This window comes from Methylophilus sp. 3sh_L, from assembly GCF_046766015.1.
Taxonomy (GTDB): Bacteria; Pseudomonadota; Gammaproteobacteria; order Burkholderiales; family Methylophilaceae; genus Methylophilus.
On sequence record NZ_JBKOUF010000001.1, the window covers coordinates 803203 to 819716 of the forward strand.

Sequence of the window (16514 nt, forward strand, 5' to 3'; positions counted from 1 at the left end):
ACAGACAGACAAGGATTTTGGAAACCTTACCATGTTGAATTCGATTAAAAATACATTGGGTAGTTTGATGTTATGGGAGATGCTGAAAGGCATGGCCCTGACTGGACGCTATTTTTTCGCCAAGAAAATTACCATTCAATATCCGGAAGAGCGTACGCCGCAATCCAACCGATTCCGTGGTTTGCATGCATTGCGCCGCTACCCGAATGGTGAAGAGCGCTGTATTGCCTGCAAGCTGTGCGAAGCGGTCTGTCCGGCGATGGCGATTACCATTGAGTCCGAGCAAAGAGATGATGGTACCCGCCGCACGACCCGTTATGACATTGACCTGACCAAGTGCATCTTTTGCGGGTTTTGTGAAGAATCGTGCCCCGTGGATAGTATCGTAGAGACCCGGATTTTCGACTATCACGGCGAACAGCGTGGCGACCTGATTTATACCAAGAAAATGTTGCTCGAAGTAGGCGATAAATATGAGGCGCAAATTGCAGCAGACCGCGCCCAGGATAAAGCTTACCGATAAGCCCGGACAGGACCCTATGTTATTTACCGATATTGTTTTTTATGTGCTGGCAGCAATACTGCTGTTTTCCGGTATCCGTGTGATTACGACGCGCAACCCTGTGCATGCCGCATTGTTTCTGGTGCTGGCCTTTTTTACTGCGGCTGGTATCTGGTTGCTACTTGAGGCGGAGTTCCTCGCCATTGCCCTGATTCTGGTTTATGTAGGGGCGGTGATGGTGCTATTCCTGTTTGTGGTGATGATGCTGGATATCAATATTGATAAATTGCGTGAGGGCTTTTGGTCCAACTTGCCTTTGGCACTCACATTTGGCGTGGTCATGATGGCTGAAATGGTCATGGTTCTTTCGGCTAAAAACCTGAATCCAAGCCAAGCGGTGTCTGCTCCAGTCGGTTTCAGTAATACGGCTGCGCTGGGCAAGGTACTCTATACCGATTATCTGCTGCCGTTTGAATTGGCTGCCGTTGTGTTGCTGGTGGCGATGATTGCTGCGATTGTGTTGACACTGCGCGAGCGCAAAGACAACAAATCGATGAATCCGGCCGAGCAGGTCAAAGTGAAGCGTAACGACAGATTGCGTATTATCTCTATGCCTGCTGAAGTCGAAGTCGTGGCACCGTCTGCAGAGGAGCGTAAATAATCATGGTCGGTTTGTCTCATTACCTGATTCTGGGCGCGCTGATGTTTGCCATCAGTGTGATTGGTATCTTCCTTAACCGCAAAAACGTGATCATTCTGCTCATGGCAATTGAGTTAATGTTATTGGCGGTGAATCTCAATTTTGTGGCTTTTTCGCATTACCTCAACGATATTGGCGGCCAGGTATTTGTGTTCTTCATCCTGACGGTGGCGGCAGCTGAGTCAGCGATTGGCCTGGCAATTCTGGTGGTATTGTTCCGCAACCTGCGGACCATCAATGTCGATGATCTGGATCAATTAAAAGGTTAAGCGTCATGACAATAAAACAAATCCTGATCTTGATTCCGATGTTGCCTTTACTGGCTGCGGCTGTGGTAGGTATCTTCCGTAATTATTTACCACGCTGGGCTGCACATGTGCTCACTATCGCTGGTGTCGGTGCGGCATTTGCCTTGTCTGCTTACATTTTTAATCAGACCTTGAATGGCTTTACGCTGAATGAAGCGGTGTACACCTGGCTGAATTCTGGCGATGTGCATTTTGAAGTTGGCTTCCTCATTGATAACCTCAGTGCCATGATGATGGTCGTGGTGACTTTTGTGTCACTCATGGTGCATATTTATACCATCGGCTATATGGAGGAGGATCCTGGCTACAGCCGTTTCTTTAGCTATATTTCGCTGTTTACCTTCTCCATGCTGATGCTGGTCATGAGTAACAACTTTATGCAGTTGTTTTTTGGCTGGGAAGCTGTAGGCCTTGTGTCTTACCTGCTGATTGGTTTCTGGTTTACACGTCCGACCGCCATTTATGCCAACCTGAAAGCCTTCCTGGTTAACCGGGTAGGGGACTTCGGTTTCTTGCTGGGCATAGGCATGGTGTTGTATTACTTTGGTAGTCTGGATTACGCCACTGTGTTTCATCGTGCGCCCGAGTTTGCTAATACCCAGGTGAATTTGATTGGTAGCTGCAACTGGTCATTGATGACGGTCACTTGTCTGTTGCTGTTTATCGGTGCGATGGGTAAATCCGCACAAGTGCCTTTGCATGTCTGGTTGCCAGACTCGATGGAAGGTCCTACGCCGATTTCTGCGTTAATCCACGCAGCGACCATGGTGACCGCCGGTATTTTTATGGTGGCGCGCATGTCGCCGCTGTATGAACTGTCGACGACTGCCCTATCAACCGTGATGGTGATCGGTGCGATTACCGCCTTGTTTATGGGTTTCCTGGGGATTATCCAGAACGACATCAAACGGGTGGTCGCGTATTCCACGCTGTCACAGTTGGGTTATATGACCGTCGCTTTGGGTGCGTCTGCCTACTCAGTCGCTATTTTCCACCTGATGACACACGCTTTCTTTAAAGCCTTGTTATTCCTTGGGGCGGGTTCAGTGATTATGGGCATGCATCACGATCAGGATATCCGGAATATGGGTAACCTGAAAAAATACTTGCCGGTGACCTGGATCACTTCATTGATTGGGTCTCTGGCCTTGATTGGTACGCCCTTCTTTGCCGGTTTCTACTCGAAAGATAGTATTATCGAAGCTGTCGAGTTATCCCACATTCCCGGTAGCGGTTTTGCTTATTTCTCAGTGATTGCCGGTGTATTTGTCACTGCGTTCTATTCTTTCCGTTTGTATTTCCTGGTGTTCCACGGTGAGGAAAAATGGCGCCATGCCAAACATGATGACCATGCGCATGCAGCACATGCAGATGCTCACCATGATGACGCGCATCATGACGATGACCACGCACACGATGAAGAGCATCACCATGGCCTGGGCCCGAACGACAACCCGCATGAGCCAGGCTGGGTAGTGACATTGCCATTGGCATTGCTGGCAATCCCGTCATTGGTGATAGGTTACATTGCTTTGGAACCCATGTTATTTGGCGATTTCTTCAAAAACGTGATTTTCGTTAATCCGGAAGCGCATCCGGCCATGGAGCATCTGGTGCATCATTACCATGAATTCATGCATAGCCCCGCTGGGATGGCGATTCACGGTTTTACTAGCCTGCCGTTTTTCCTGGCGGCGTCAGGCGTGGCGCTGTCATGGTTCTTCTACATGAAACGGCCTGATATTCCGGCAGCGATCAAGGAACGTTGCATGGTGATTTACAACATTCTTGAAAACAAATATGGCTTTGACAGCTTTAATGAAAAATTCTTTGCTGGTGGCTCACGTTTCTTGGGTGGCTTGTTGTGGAAATTTGGTGATATCACGCTGATTGATGGTGCCATGGTGAACGGTACAGCCAATACCATGGGCAAAATTGCGGCCAAGATGCGCAATCTGCAATCCGGTCTTATTTATCACTACGCCTTTGCCATGATTATTGGCGTATTCCTCCTTATGACTTTCTTTATCAAAATTAACTAATGATGCAAGCCGACCTCACAAGTATTTCCTGGTTAAGTCTGGCCGTCTGGCTGCCGGTATTCTCTGGCGTGCTGGTATTGTTGCTAGGGGGTGACCACAAGGCCACATTGACGCGCTGGCTGGCATTAGCAGGCAGCCTGGCCAGTTTTCTGGTGACCGTGCCACTGTACACAGGGTTTGATGTACAGGATGGATTCTTCCAGTTTGAAGAGTTGCTGCCTTGGGTACCGGCGTTCAATATGCATTACCATTTGGGGGTGGATGGGTTCTCCATGCCTTTGGTCTTGTTAACCAGTTTTACCACGGTGATTGTGGTGCTGGCGGGTTGGGAGGTGATCACCAAGCACGTGGCGCAATATATGGCCGCTTTCCTGATCATGAGTGGCATCATGATTGGCGTGTTCACCGCATTGGATGCAATTCTCTACTACGTGTTCTGGGAAGCGATGCTGATTCCGATGTTCCTGGTGATTGGTATCTGGGGTGGACCTAACCGGGTTTACGCGACCATCAAGTTTTTCCTGTATACCTTGCTGGGTTCCCTGTTAATGTTGGTGGCATTCATTTACCTCTATCATCAGACCGGCAGTTTCGAGTTGGCTGATTACTATTTGTTACCGCTCAGCCTGCAGGCGCAGATTTATATCTTTATTGCTTTCTTCATGGCGTTTGCAGTGAAGATTCCAATGTGGCCGGTACATACCTGGTTGCCGGATGCCCACGTGGAAGCACCTACCGGTGGTTCTGTGGTGCTGGCGGCGATTGCACTGAAACTCGGTGGTTATAGTTTCCTGCGTTTTGCCATGCCGATCGCCCCGGATGCGGCTCATTACTTCACTTCTGCCATGATCGCGCTGTCACTGATTGCGGTGGTCTATATCGCACTGGTGGCACTGGTGCAAAAAGACATGAAGAAGCTGATTGCTTATTCTTCGATTTCACACATGGGCTTTGTCACATTGGGCTTTTTCATGTTTAGCCAACTGGCGCTCGAAGGCGCCATGGTGCAAATGATTTCACATGGTTTTATTTCTTCGGCAATGTTCCTGAGTGTAGGGGTTTTATATGACCGCGTGCATAGCCGTGAAATCGCCGCCTACGGCGGAGTAGTGAACAAAATGCCGGTATTTGCAGCGTTTGCTGTTTTGTTTGCGATGGCGAATAGTGGTTTACCAGGCACCTCAGGCTTTGTTGGTGAGTTTATGGTGATCCTCGCCGCAGTGAAATTCAATTTCTGGGTGGCTTTCTTCGCTGCGACCACCTTGATCTTTGGTGCGGCGTACACCTTATGGATGACTAAACGGGTGTTCTTTGGCAATGTGACTAATCATCACGTGGCTGAATTGAGTGACCTCAACAAGCGTGAGTTTCTGATCCTGGGCATTCTGGCAGTGCTGGTCATTGGCTTTGGCGTCTATCCGCAAGCACTGACAGAAGTCATGCAGGCCACCAGTACAGAGTTCCTGAAACATATGGCGATTTCCAAATTGCCCGTCACAGGCTATTAAAAGCAGGATTTTAAAAAATGGATAATATGCAATTTGACTTGCTCGCCCTGTTGCCGGAACTGGTTGTCCTGGGCATGGCCATGTTTATTTTGTTGCTGGATTTGTTCATCCTGCCACAAAACCGGTTCATGATTTATGGCTTAAGCCAGTTCACCTTGTTTGCGGCCGCCTTCTTTACTTTTAAAACACATACCCCTGCCGTAGGCTTTGCTTTTTCGCATATGTTTATTGATGACACCCTTTCAGATGTCATCAAAATGATGATGTATCTGGGTACCTCATTGATTCTGGTCTATACCCGCAAATACCTGCAAGAACGCAACCTCTACCGTGGCGAGTTTTATGCCATGGTGTTGTTTGGTTTGCTCGGCATGATGATTATGGTGTCAGGTCACAATCTGCTCACCATATACATGGGTCTGGAGTTGTTGTCACTGTGCCTTTACTCACTGGTCGCGTTTGACCGGGATAATCCCAAGGCCTCTGAGTCTGCGATGAAGTATTTTGTGTTAGGCGCATTAGCCTCAGGCATGCTGCTTTACGGGATGAGCATGCTGTATGGCATGACCGGTAGTCTGGACGTCAGTGATATTGCCAACAGCATTACGCAGCAGCCCAAGAGTCCAGTGCTGATCATGGGCCTGGTATTTCTGGTTGCCGGTATTGCCTTTAAATTTGGCGCTGTTCCGTTCCAGATGTGGGTTCCCGACGTCTATCAGGGTTCACCCACGCCAATGACCCTGTTAATTGGCTCTGTCCCCAAACTTGCGGCTTATGCCATGACGGTGCGTCTGTTAGTGCAGGGCCTGCACCCGCTGGCCATGGACTGGCAAGACATGCTGGTATTGATGGCGGTATTGTCCATCATCATCGGTAACTTTAGTGCGATTGTGCAGACCAACCTCAAACGCATGTTGGCGTACTCGACCATTTCACATGTCGGGTTCATTCTATTTGGCATGATGAGCGCAAATGCCAATGGTTTTGCTTCCAGCTTCTTTTACATCAGTGCCTATGTGCTGATGTCGATTGCAGGCTTCGGTATCATTCTATTACTGAGCCGTCAGGGTTTTGAAGCCGAAGAGATTAACGATCTTAAAGGGTTGAATCAGCGCCATCCGTGGTTTGCGTTTCTCATGCTGATCATTATGTTTAGCATGGCGGGGATTCCGCCCACCATTGGTTTTTATGCCAAATTCACGGTGTTGCAAGCCGCCTGGCAAGCTGGGTTTACCTGGCAGGTGGTGTTTGCGGTGCTGATGGCCACCATCGGTGCGTTCTACTACCTCAATATCGTGCGTAAAATGTATTTTGATGCACCGGAAGACCATACGCCATTGTCTGCACCGATGGATATGCGTTTTATCCTCAGCGTGCATAGTTTGGCCTTGCTGGGCTTAGGCTTGTTCCCGGAAATTCTATTAGGCGTCTGCGGGCATAGCTTGCTGATGAGTCTGCAATAACATGGCTACCAAACTGATTTTTTTATTGCTGATGTTGTTTCTGGCAAACCTGGCCTGGATGTCTGACAAGTGGTTAGGATTGTTCGGTAACATCCAGCAGGTATGGCAGCGTTTTGCGGCCATGTTGCCTGCCTATTTTATCACGCTGCTGATTGGTTATCTGGTCGAACGTTATGTCATGGGGCAAGTCTGGCCGCAAGGCTGGGAGTTTTACAGTGTCACGCTATGCCTGTTTCTGGTATTTTCATTCCCAGGTTTTGTCTACCGGGTACTCTGGAAATAAAATCTGCCCGCCTGCCGGAGGGTAACCATAGGCGTACTATCCGGTATAAGCACCCGTCACATTTAATTCATCAATCTTTCACGCTAATTTAAAGCAGCCGGTTCAGACTATGCTTACCCAACAAGCATAGTCGGGGGAAGCCCCGGAAAGGACCTGCGATGCTGAAACTACAACAAACACTGGGATGGGTGCAGTCGGTTGATAGCCGACTGTGTGTCAAAGTGAGCCATACCGGACAATATCGCCTGATACGCAACCTGTTTCGTGCCATTTCGCGTATGGGCGACGGCATGTTCTGGTATTTACTCATGCTGGTGATTGCCATCAGCCAGGGTCAGCATGGTTTGTATGTCTGCCTACACATGTTAACGGTGGGTTTGACTGGGACACTGGTCTATAAGTGGTTAAAACACCGCACCAGCCGCCCACGACCTTTCCAGGTCCGTCAGGATGTGTTGCTAAGCGGTACGCCTCTGGATTACTTCAGTTTCCCTTCGGGACATACCTTGCACGCAGTCGCATTTGGCATGGTCGCCGTGCATTATTACCCACAATTATTTCCCATCGTTTACCCGTTTGTTGTTTTGGTTGGTATCTCACGCGTGGTTTTGGGTTTGCACTATCCCAGCGACGTATTGGCTGGCGGCTTCATTGGCTATACCTTAGTTGCTTTGTATTCGCCACTTTTTTAGCACTCACAAGCGATGTCAGGGTTAAAACGGATACTATGGTATCCGTTTTTGATTTGTGGCGGCACTCGGTCCATTAATGGCTGTCGACCAATTGGCTGACTAAATGCATGACGATCGGCCGTACAATCAATACGCAACAGAAAGCGACCGGCATTGCCAGTGTATAAGCATGTATCACTCGTCCGACATAGCCTGCGTGCAGGCCGCTATTGGCGGCTACAATCACCATAGACATTAAAAATGCCATGATCCCAGCCATAAAGAAGGCAAAGACATAAGGCGTAAATTGTTTTGGAATCTTACGGAAAGTCGTGTTTGTTTGATTCATCAGTGTTCTCCTAAAGTGTGGTGACACTATAAAACCTGACGCATACACCGGGTAGAGGCTTGAAGATTTAATCACTATAAAGTTAAACTATCGAATCAATCGATAGATTCGATAGTTCATGGATACCTTAAGAAGTATAGAAAGCTTTGTAAAGGCCGTGCAGGCGGGCAGTATTGCAGCCGGGGCCCGGTTGCAAGGCATTACGGCAGCCGCAGCCAGCCAGAATATCCAGCGGTTGGAAAAGTCATTGGGGACGCGCTTGTTGATACGTACCACACGTAAACTGGCGCTGACAGAAAGTGGCGCGCTTTATTATGCTGAGGTCCGGCATCTGGTAGATGTACTAGCCAGGGCGCAATCGGTCATTACCGAATTTCATGGCCAACCACAAGGCCGCTTACGGATTGGCTCATCAGTGGCTTTTGGCCGCTATGTCTTGATGCCATTAATCCCGGCATTTAGCAGTCTTTACCCGAAAGTGTCACTGGAGCTGATTCTGTCTGACCGCAGTCTGGACCATGTGGCCGAGGATATTGATATCAGTATCCGTTTTAAACAGCAGCTGGAGCCTGGTTTGATCGCCAGAAAGATCGCTACCGTCCCTGTATTGTATTGCGCCTCTCCAGACTACTTGCAGCGCAAAGGCATCCCTAAGATGCCTGAAAACTTATCGCAGCATGATTGTCTGTTGTTCCGCATTCCGGTGGATGGACGTTTGTTGAACTGGAGCTTTAACCGCAATGGCATGTTATATGAGCCTGAAATTAATCCCAGCATTGTGTGCAATGATATCGACTCCATTTTGCAGCTTGCGTTGGCCGGGGCAGGCATTGCGCGGCTGGCGGCATTCGTTGTTAATCATGCCATTAAAAAGGGAACGCTGATCCCGTTGTTTCAGCCATCTGTGCAACACCCGGAGGCGATGGCCGCCGAGAGCGTGCCATTAGAGTTTTATGCCTGTTACCGCGATAAGTACGCCATGACCAACAAGGTACGCGCATTTATGGATTATCTGGTGAGTGCGGTGCCGCAGTCTTGGTCAATTTGACGGTTATTCCGCACTGAAATCTGGTTTACACACAGAATTCCACGCACTTTTTGACGAAGATTGTCGCGGTATCTTTCAATTTGTCAAATACTTGTTGCTAATATTTGATATTACGTGCATAGTACCGATTCACGAAGTTCAAGTAGTGTTGTTGTTCTCCGGTTCTATCTTTTGGTTCTATCGTTACTTCTCGCCATCTTGATCCTCGTTTTAATGGGCAACCGCCCGCATTTTTATTTTTTGTACAAGGATTTATTATGGTGACAGGTTCTGTTAAATGGTTTAACGACTCTAAAGGTTTTGGTTTTATTACTCCGGATAACGGCGGCGAAGATTTGTTCGCACACTTCTCTGCAATTCAATCTGCAGGCTTCAAAACACTGAAAGAAAACCAACGCGTAAGCTTTGAAGTGGCTACAGGCCCTAAAGGCAAACAAGCTGCAAACATTCAAATCATTGAATAATTCAATGGTTTTCGGCAAGGTTGCCTATGCAGCCTCCGAAAAAAGCCCGGAGTCCCCGGGCTTTTTTATTTTCAAACGGATTACTGGTTAGGGGGTAGCGATGGCTAAAGAAGAATTAATCGAAATGCAGGGTGCAGTGACAGAAATTTTGCCTGATGCGCGTTATCGGGTGAAGCTGGATAATGGCCATGAATTGATCGCTTATACTGGCGGCAAAATGCGTAAACACAAAATCCGTATTTTAGCTGGCGATAAAATCACGATTGAAATGTCGCCTTACGACATGGACAAAGGCCGGATTATTTTCCGCCACCTTGAGCCACGTAAGCCTATTTAGGCGTTTCTGCGTGCGCTAGTACGCCTCACTGAGCTTGCCAATGTGCTGCAAGGCAGTCTCTAGCGCCATCCTATCGGTGTATATTGCGCTTTCCAGATTAAGGAAGGCCTCAATGCGCGTGCGCAAAATCCGATAAGCTTGCTCAAAGCTGGCCGCAATCTCAGCCTCGGTGCCTGTTGCCTTGGCTGGATCATCCACTCCCCAATGTGCACGGAGCACATTGCCTAAATAAGCTGGGCAGGCTTCACCAGCTGCGTTACTACAGACGGTGATCACAATATCAGGCGTCTGCCCAATCTCATCCCAGGACTTACTGAAATAACCTGCTGTGGCAATGCCTTTCGCCTGCAATAATGCGATTGATCGGGGATGCACCTCCCCCGTAGGCTGGCTACCAGCACTTTGTGCCCGCATGCCTGTTGGCGCAAGGTGATTAAAGGTGGCTTCGGCAATGATGGAGCGGCAAGAGTTGCCGGTACATAAAAACAGGATGCGCATATTACACACTTTCATACCAATGTTTGGAACGGTTGACGATGGCGACGATAGACAGCATGACCGGCACTTCTATCAACACACCGACCACTGTTGCAAGTGCGGCGCCAGAGTCAAACCCGAACAAAGCAATCGCTGTCGCCACAGCAAGTTCAAAAAAGTTAGATGCGCTAATCAGTGCAGAAGGGCCCGCCACACAATGGGCGACCTTGAATTGTTTATTCAGCCAGTAGGCAAGCAAGGCGTTGAAATAGACCTGGATCAAAATCGGCACTGCCAGTAAGACAATCACTAACGGTTGCGACAGGATTTGCCCGCCTTGAAAAGCAAACAGCAACACCAGCGTCAACAATAAGGCTGACATGGAAAAGGGTTGGATGGTTTGCAGGGTGACTGCGAAGCGATGAGGCCCTTTTGCTAGTAGCCAACGCCGTAGCAGTTGACTCAATATCAGTGGTACAACGATAAACAGGCTCACTGACACCAGCAAGGTTTGCCAGGGGATGACAATGCTGGACAGCCCGAGCAGGAGTGCCACGAGGGGGGCAAATGCGACCAGCATGATGGCATCATTGATGGCCACCTGCGACAAGGTGAATTTGGGCTCACCCTGACATAAATTGCTCCAGACAAATACCATCGCCGTACAGGGCGCGGCGGCCAGTAAAATCAGCCCGGCAATATAACTGTCATTGTGTTCGGCGGGTAACCAGTCGGCAAACAGGTGACGAATGAACAGCCAGGCGAGCAAAGCCATGGAAAACGGCTTCACCAGCCAGTTAATCACCAGGGTGACCGTGATCCCCTTGGCATGGCCCAATACCTCGCGCATGGCGCCAAAATCCACCTTGAGCAGCATGGGGATAATCATGAGCCAGATCAAGGCGGCGACGGGCAAGTTCACCTCTGCCCATTTCAACGCTCCCAACGCGTGAAAAAAATCTGGGGCGATTTTGCCCAGCGCGATGCCGGTGATAATGCACGCCAGTACCCACCAGGTCAAATGGCGCTCAAAATTTCCAATACCTGAAGTTTGATTGGTCATCGGCTTAAACATCCTTCTTTTTTATTTGAATACTGACTGGCTGTGCCATTGGCGTGCAGCAAGGGGTTGTAGCGGCTGCTTCCCCTGCATTGTTAAAGGTAGGGGCGCTTTCCAGCGTCAGATAACTTTCCCAGGCTAAACCGGATGGGTCCTGCACCCAATGTTTATCGGATTTGGCATAACAGCAAGTGGTGCCAGGTTGTGATAACACCGCGAGGTCTGCGGCTTGTAATCTTGCCTGAATGACTTCCAGTTCATCGGCGGTTTCTACTTGTATGCCAACGTGATCTAGCCCTGGTGCCTGACCACGGGCACTGATGGCAAAATTCACGCGCGGATCTTCAAGCATCCATTTGGCATAGTCTGCCTTTTCAACGCTAGGGCCAATGCCAAACAGCGTTGAATAAAAGCAGATGCTTTGTGGCAGATCGGTTACGCGTACATGCAGGTGCATACGTTTCATCGTGTTTCCTTTGGTGGCAAACATTGTAGGTCAGGGCAGCAGGTGCTCTCGCCGCCACAACAGTTTTCGGTCAGATAAGCCAGCAAACCATTCATCTGTGCGTAGTTGGCGGAGTAATAGATAAAACGGCTTTCCTGTCTGGCGTTAACTAGGTTGGCTTGGGTTAGCGCCTTTAAATGAAAAGACAGCGTGCTGTTGGCAATTTGTAATGATTCGGACAGCACGCCTGCCGCCAAGCCTTCAGGGCCTGCCTGCACCAGGCATCTGAAAATGTCTAATCGGGCGGATTGGGCAATGGCGAAAAGGGCAGTCAGTGCTTGTTCTTTATTCATATTTCTATATTTCCATAAATATGGAAATATATCAAGCGATGAATCTATTGGAAAAAGATCACGCTAGGAAAAATACAGCGTTTATTCCAGTGGTGGAACAGCCCTGCGAGGCAGGGCGGGAGACTTTATTCCGAAGCTGGCAAGAGCCATTCAGTCAGGCGTAGCAGCCATGGTGCGATCCCTAAGATACTGAAAAACACCGTCGGCCAAACAAAACGCAAGCAGAATTGCCATTTTTCTACAGCCAATGCGAATGACATTGGCTGTGTTAAGAGCAGGACCAGGCAAACCACATGTACGGTCACACACGACATCAGGGCCGCAAACAGAAGCTTGCGTGCGAGTTCTCGCTGGCGTGGGTTAAGGCTTACCATGGCAACGGCTGGTCTTCATGAAAATAAGCGCCACTGGGGCCATCAGCAGGGAGCGTCGCCAATCTGACTGAGGTTTTCCAGCTATCACTGATTTCCATTGGCGCATGCTCACCGCCCAATTCGGTTTTTACCCAGCCTGGATGGGCTGAATTCACTTTGATATTGCTGTCTTTCAAGGCATGCGCCAAATGAATCGTAAACATATTCAAAGCAGATTTCGATGCGTTGTAAGCCAAGCCTTTGGCAACCTCAATCGGTGAGTTTGCGCTGCTGTGCAAGGTTTGTGAACCTAATATGCTGGAGAGATTGACAATCCGGCCAGCAGGCGAGCGCTGCAATAACGGGATTAAAGCCTGTGTCAACGCGACCACGGCAAAGAAGTTAGCTTCAAAGGTTGTTCTTAATGTGTCCTGGTCGACGGTCAGGCTATTATTCTGACCGACCAGCGCTTCTTTAAGAATGCCCGCATTATTGACCAAGACATCCAGTCGGCCGAATCGGGCTTCCAATGCAGCTGCCACCGCTTGTGGGGAGGCAGGTAGCTCGGCGTCGTAATGTAAATATTCTGCATCTACGCCCATTTGTTTAAGTGCGGCCACGGCTTGTTCGCCTTTACTGGCATCCCTGGCGCCAATAATGACTTTCATGCCTTGTTCGCCCAGCTTTTTGGCGGTTTCAAAACCGATCCCGCGATTACCACCTGTAATGAATGCAATGGATTGTGTTGTAGCGTTCATGTTGATTTTCCTTTTCTTTAATTAAATTATTTACCAATCGGTAAATAAATAATATTGGACGGCTGCAAGGATGTCAACATATTTTTTACCAAGTGGTATAATATTATTTAAAGCATAGATGAAAGTGGATGTATGACTGAATTAAGCGCACAAAAAAAACGCGGGCGGCCTGCGGCATTTGATTACGATACGGCCTTGCAACAAGCGATGTATGCCTTCTGGCAACATGGCTATGAAGGGACGTCTATGAGTACATTGATGGAAGCGATGCAGATGAACAAGGCGAGTATGTATGCCGCCTATGGCAGCAAAGAGGCATTGTTCCAGAAGGCCGTCGAGCGATATGTGCAGGGGCCTGCCGCTTTTTTGGCCGCTGCGTTGAGCCAACCAACTGCACAATTGGTCATAGAGAGCATCCTCTTGCAAGCCGCCCATATGCTGGCTGAAACACATCATCCTGCGGGGTGCCTGGTCACCCAAGGGGCACTGGCGTGTGGCACCGACGCCGAAGCCATGAAAACATTATTGAATGGCTATCGCAACACCATGGAGCAGAAATTAGGCGAGCGTTTTGAAATTGCAGTACAAACTGGGGAAATTGCGGCGAGTGTAGATGTTAAGTTGCTGGCTAAGTTGGTGATGACCGTGCATCAAGGCATGACGGTGCAAGCCGTGCATGGCGCGAGCCCGGAAGCACTCGCGTCAGTAGCACGTACCATGAGCAAATTATTGACACAGGACTTCATGCAGGCCCGGCCTAGTCAAGACAAGGCCTGAGCGCTGTTAAACTGCGTTGCGCACCAAGGTAATTGCGGCCAGTTTGGCGCGGTTGGCGGCACCGGTGTTAGGGGTGAGCCGTTCAACCAGGGCGGCACCTTCAAACAGGATGGTCAACTGCTGGCCAAGCGCTTCCGGGTCTTTGGCGCCAGCGTCTCTGGCAATTTTGCATAAAAAGCTTTGCAGCTCTTTAGACAGTACCACCGAGTATTGATTGATCGGATGATCCGTCTCGGGAAACTCGACGGCTGCAATGTGAAATGGCAGGCCACGAAACTCCGGCTGGCTGATCCATTGTTCCATCAATTCGCACAATAACAGTAACAACTCTAGTGATTCTGCCTTGCGGGAACTGAGCTGGGTAGTCAGCCAGTGATAAAACTTATCCGACTTATCGCGCAAATAAGCAGTAATCAGCAGGTTCTTGCTCGGAAAGTGTTTGTATAGCGTCGCCTTGGCGACCCCGGCTTCGAGGATGATCGTATCCACACCAGAAGCCTGGATCCCCCGGCTATCAAACAAGGTACTTGCAATGTTCAGAATTTTATCTCGCATATTCATTTTGTATATCCCTTTTTCCCGGTTCAGGGCTAGCATTTTTATTCTCTTGGTAAACGATCTCGCCCTTGCGGCCGCATTAACTCTTGTGGATACAGGCAGCTGACATAGCCCAGCGCCTGTCTTAAATGTTCCACTTGGTCGACATCAACCTTGCCCTCAGTGACGAACACCACAAAGGCCTGGCGCTGGGCCTCAGGCAACATCGCTGCCTGCGGTAACTGGCAACTGCCACTCTGCATTTTCTGGTAGGCCAGGTTAAGCAAACTCAGGGTGACCGGATCAGCCGTGCCACCACCAGACTGGCTGGCTGAAGTGGCCAATGGTGATACTTCTTCTGCCACTGGCTTTTGCTGCCCAGTGCTTAAACTCATCCAGATCACGCAGGCGGTGACCAGTAATCCAAACGACCAGGCACGTTGATGCTGGCAACCCCTCAGTTGGCTATGCACGGATTGCTCAAATAATTGCCACGCGCGTGACGAGCCTGTTTGCGCATGAACTTGAATTGCCCCTACTGCCAGAAAAAACCACTGGTCGAGCAGGGTGGCCGGCAACGCCGCGGGGGACTGTTGATGGGCCTGTTCCAGTACTTGCCGTAAAGCCATAATGTCCTGCGCATTGAGTGCAGCCTTGCTGCCGCAACGCTGCAACCGTTGCTGGTTCCAATCGATCAACGCATCCCGCAACTGGTAAAACGGCGCATGTTTTGCCCATTGCCGTAGCCCCAGTCGCCACAGCGCTTGGCTGGCATAGGTCATGCCCCTGCGCATCATGTGCTGCCTGGTCTGATTCACAATCGCTAAAAAATTCACCCGGTGACCCCTAAAATTCGCTTGCTTTTTTTTTGTTGGCTGAAGTAGACTGGAAAAAAGTGAACAGACCTGTCTGCATATTAACGTGTGACTGGCTAAATTGCAAGCAGGCGTTCATTCATCTTTTCAGCGGCCCGATTGGCATCATAGCCCTGGCTGCATTGCTTAACAAGGGATACTCAATGACATCTGCATCTGTAGCAAGTCAACTGGCGGACTGGCGCGATCATGCGCTGACGCTGGAGCATGAAGTGAAAAAAGTGGTGGTGGGTCAGGACCAGGCCATCCGTGCCATCAACATTGCCATTTTTGCCCGTGGCCACGTTTTGCTCGAAGGCGGCGTAGGGGTAGGTAAAACCACCTTGCTGCAATCGATTGCGCGGGGCTTAGGGGGGGCTTATGAGCGGATTGAGGGCACGGTAGACCTGATGCCCAATGACCTCATTTACCATACCTTTTTAGGGGAGGATGGCCGCCCCAAAGTCGAGGAGGGGCCATTGCTGCGCGCGGGTGAGCAACTGTCTGTCTTTTTTTTCAATGAGATTAACCGTGCCCGGCCACAAGTCCATGCTTTGATGCTGCGTGTGATGGCTGAGCGTCATTTAGGCGCGTTTAAAAAAGAATACCGCATGCCACACATGCTGGTATTTGCAGACCGTAACCAGGTCGAGAAAAATGAAACATTTGAGATTCCTTCTGCGGCGCGCGACCGGTTCATGATGGAAATTGCGATTGATATTCCAGACGACCGCGATTTGCGTAAAGCGCTGATGTTTGATGTGAAGTTCCAGCATGCAGAACGCCTCACCCAGCAAGTCCAGTCCGGCGTGCTGGCGTATGACCAGCTGAATGCGTTTTCGGATGTATTGCAAAGCCACATTCAGGCCAGCGATGTGCTGCAGGATTACGCATTGGATTTATGGCAGGCGACCCAGTCTCCAGCAGCGTTTGGCGTCCGCTTGGAGAGTGTTGATGTTAACCGCTTGATCCATACCGGTGCCAGCCCGCGCGGGATGGGCATGTTGTTGAAGGCCGCACGTGTCCATGCCTGGCTGATGCAGCGCGAACATTTGTATCCTGATGATATTCATGCGGTGTTCCATGAAATTATCGCGCACCGTCTGGTGTTGAATCCCATGTTTGAAAGCCGCCGCACCCAGTTGTCGCGCGAACTGACCAACCAGATTCTCGCCACTGTGAGTGTGCCTGAACGGGCCAAAGCCGCTTGATGACTGACGAAAAA

Annotated in this window: 21 protein-coding genes; 13 read left to right on the top strand and 8 right to left on the bottom strand. The window is 49.7% G+C overall.

All coding sequences use genetic code 11. The features are described from left to right. The first annotated feature begins 31 nt into the window (after positions 1 to 31). The 8 genes from nuoI to ACIDF8_RS04120 all read left to right on the top strand — a co-directional run bounded on the left by nuoI (position 32) and on the right by ACIDF8_RS04120 (position 7498). Entirely contained in the window at positions 32 to 523 is a 492-nt protein-coding gene (nuoI, locus tag ACIDF8_RS04085; RefSeq protein WP_412009317.1) for an NADH-quinone oxidoreductase subunit NuoI, read from the top strand. Between the two features lie 16 nt (positions 524 to 539). Next, the gene (locus tag ACIDF8_RS04090) at positions 540 to 1163 is read left to right on the top strand and encodes an NADH-quinone oxidoreductase subunit J (RefSeq protein ID WP_412009318.1); all 624 of its coding nucleotides are present in this window, start codon (positions 540 to 542) and stop codon (positions 1161 to 1163) included. A 2-nt stretch (positions 1164 to 1165) separates the two neighbouring features. After that, entirely contained in the window at positions 1166 to 1471 is a 306-nt protein-coding gene (gene nuoK / locus ACIDF8_RS04095; RefSeq protein WP_194748169.1) for an NADH-quinone oxidoreductase subunit NuoK, read from the top strand. Positions 1472 to 1476: 5 nt separating this feature from the next. After that, positions 1477 to 3552, top strand: coding sequence for an NADH-quinone oxidoreductase subunit L (gene nuoL, locus ACIDF8_RS04100; protein ID WP_412009319.1), 2076 nt, complete (start codon positions 1477 to 1479; stop codon positions 3550 to 3552). Beyond that, positions 3552 to 5060 (top strand): NADH-quinone oxidoreductase subunit M, encoded by a 1509-nt coding sequence (locus ACIDF8_RS04105; RefSeq protein ID WP_412009320.1) that lies wholly within the window; start codon positions 3552 to 3554, stop codon positions 5058 to 5060. The genes nuoL and ACIDF8_RS04105 overlap by 1 nt, the downstream gene beginning before the upstream one ends. A 17-nt stretch (positions 5061 to 5077) precedes the next feature. Further along, a complete protein-coding gene (nuoN, locus tag ACIDF8_RS04110; protein WP_412009321.1) occupies positions 5078 to 6523 on the top strand; it encodes an NADH-quinone oxidoreductase subunit NuoN in 1446 nt (481 codons plus the stop codon). 1 nt (position 6524) lies between these two features. Continuing rightward, positions 6525 to 6806 (top strand): DUF2818 family protein, encoded by a 282-nt coding sequence (locus tag ACIDF8_RS04115; protein ID WP_412009322.1) that lies wholly within the window; start codon positions 6525 to 6527, stop codon positions 6804 to 6806. A 158-nt stretch (positions 6807 to 6964) separates the two neighbouring features. Continuing rightward, a complete protein-coding gene (locus tag ACIDF8_RS04120; RefSeq protein ID WP_412009323.1) occupies positions 6965 to 7498 on the top strand; it encodes a phosphatase PAP2 family protein in 534 nt (177 codons plus the stop codon). A gap of 73 nt (positions 7499 to 7571) precedes the next feature. Here ACIDF8_RS04120 and ACIDF8_RS04125 read toward each other — a convergent pair whose 3' ends face one another. Next, on the bottom strand, positions 7572 to 7826 hold the full coding sequence (locus tag ACIDF8_RS04125; protein WP_412009324.1) for a DUF2798 domain-containing protein: 255 nt from the start codon (positions 7824 to 7826) through the stop codon (positions 7572 to 7574). Between the two features lie 118 nt (positions 7827 to 7944). On the opposite strand from ACIDF8_RS04125, the gene ACIDF8_RS04130 reads away from it, so the two are divergent. From ACIDF8_RS04130 to infA, 3 genes are all read left to right on the top strand, one after another. Next, positions 7945 to 8874: a LysR family transcriptional regulator gene (locus ACIDF8_RS04130; protein ID WP_412009325.1), complete on the top strand. Its 930-nt coding sequence runs from the start codon at positions 7945 to 7947 to the stop codon at positions 8872 to 8874. A 257-nt stretch (positions 8875 to 9131) separates the two neighbouring features. After that, positions 9132 to 9338: a cold-shock protein gene (locus tag ACIDF8_RS04135; protein WP_018985697.1), complete on the top strand. Its 207-nt coding sequence runs from the start codon at positions 9132 to 9134 to the stop codon at positions 9336 to 9338. A 100-nt stretch (positions 9339 to 9438) separates the two neighbouring features. Further along, complete coding sequence (gene infA, locus ACIDF8_RS04140; RefSeq protein WP_412009327.1) at positions 9439 to 9675, top strand: translation initiation factor IF-1; 237 nt, start codon at positions 9439 to 9441, stop codon at positions 9673 to 9675. A 15-nt stretch (positions 9676 to 9690) separates the two neighbouring features. On the opposite strand, the gene ACIDF8_RS04145 is transcribed toward infA, so the two are convergent. From ACIDF8_RS04145 to ACIDF8_RS04165, 5 genes are all read right to left on the bottom strand, one after another. Next, entirely contained in the window at positions 9691 to 10173 is a 483-nt protein-coding gene (locus ACIDF8_RS04145) for an arsenate reductase ArsC (protein WP_412009656.1), read from the bottom strand. A gap of 1 nt (position 10174) precedes the next feature. Continuing rightward, positions 10175 to 11215 carry an ACR3 family arsenite efflux transporter gene (arsB, locus tag ACIDF8_RS04150; RefSeq protein WP_412009328.1) on the bottom strand — a complete coding sequence of 347 codons (1041 nt, stop codon included), beginning with the start codon at positions 11213 to 11215 and terminating at the stop codon, positions 10175 to 10177. A 4-nt stretch (positions 11216 to 11219) separates the two neighbouring features. Further along, entirely contained in the window at positions 11220 to 11678 is a 459-nt protein-coding gene (locus ACIDF8_RS04155) for an ArsI/CadI family heavy metal resistance metalloenzyme (protein WP_412009329.1), read from the bottom strand. Next, positions 11675 to 12010, bottom strand: a complete 336-nt coding sequence (locus ACIDF8_RS04160; protein ID WP_412009330.1) for an ArsR/SmtB family transcription factor — start codon at positions 12008 to 12010, stop codon at positions 11675 to 11677. The genes ACIDF8_RS04155 and ACIDF8_RS04160 overlap by 4 nt, the downstream gene beginning before the upstream one ends. A 367-nt stretch (positions 12011 to 12377) precedes the next feature. Further along, a complete protein-coding gene (locus ACIDF8_RS04165) occupies positions 12378 to 13121 on the bottom strand; it encodes an SDR family oxidoreductase (RefSeq protein WP_412009331.1) in 744 nt (247 codons plus the stop codon). 132 nt (positions 13122 to 13253) lie between these two features. Between ACIDF8_RS04165 and ACIDF8_RS04170 the strand changes: the two genes are divergently transcribed. Then, the gene (locus ACIDF8_RS04170) at positions 13254 to 13898 is read left to right on the top strand and encodes a TetR/AcrR family transcriptional regulator (protein WP_412009332.1); all 645 of its coding nucleotides are present in this window, start codon (positions 13254 to 13256) and stop codon (positions 13896 to 13898) included. A 6-nt stretch (positions 13899 to 13904) separates the two neighbouring features. Here the strand turns inward: ACIDF8_RS04170 and ACIDF8_RS04175 are convergent, their stop codons facing one another. Together ACIDF8_RS04175 and ACIDF8_RS04180 are read right to left on the bottom strand one after the other, a co-directional pair. Next, on the bottom strand, positions 13905 to 14459 hold the full coding sequence (locus ACIDF8_RS04175) for a TetR/AcrR family transcriptional regulator (protein ID WP_412009333.1): 555 nt from the start codon (positions 14457 to 14459) through the stop codon (positions 13905 to 13907). A 38-nt stretch (positions 14460 to 14497) separates the two neighbouring features. Then, positions 14498 to 15232: a hypothetical protein gene (locus ACIDF8_RS04180; protein WP_412009334.1), complete on the bottom strand. Its 735-nt coding sequence runs from the start codon at positions 15230 to 15232 to the stop codon at positions 14498 to 14500. 221 nt (positions 15233 to 15453) lie between these two features. Here ACIDF8_RS04180 and ACIDF8_RS04185 point away from each other — a divergent pair, with 221 nt between their 5' ends. After that, positions 15454 to 16500, top strand: a complete 1047-nt coding sequence (locus ACIDF8_RS04185) for an AAA family ATPase (RefSeq protein WP_412009335.1) — start codon at positions 15454 to 15456, stop codon at positions 16498 to 16500. Positions 16501 to 16514 lie beyond the last annotated feature (14 nt).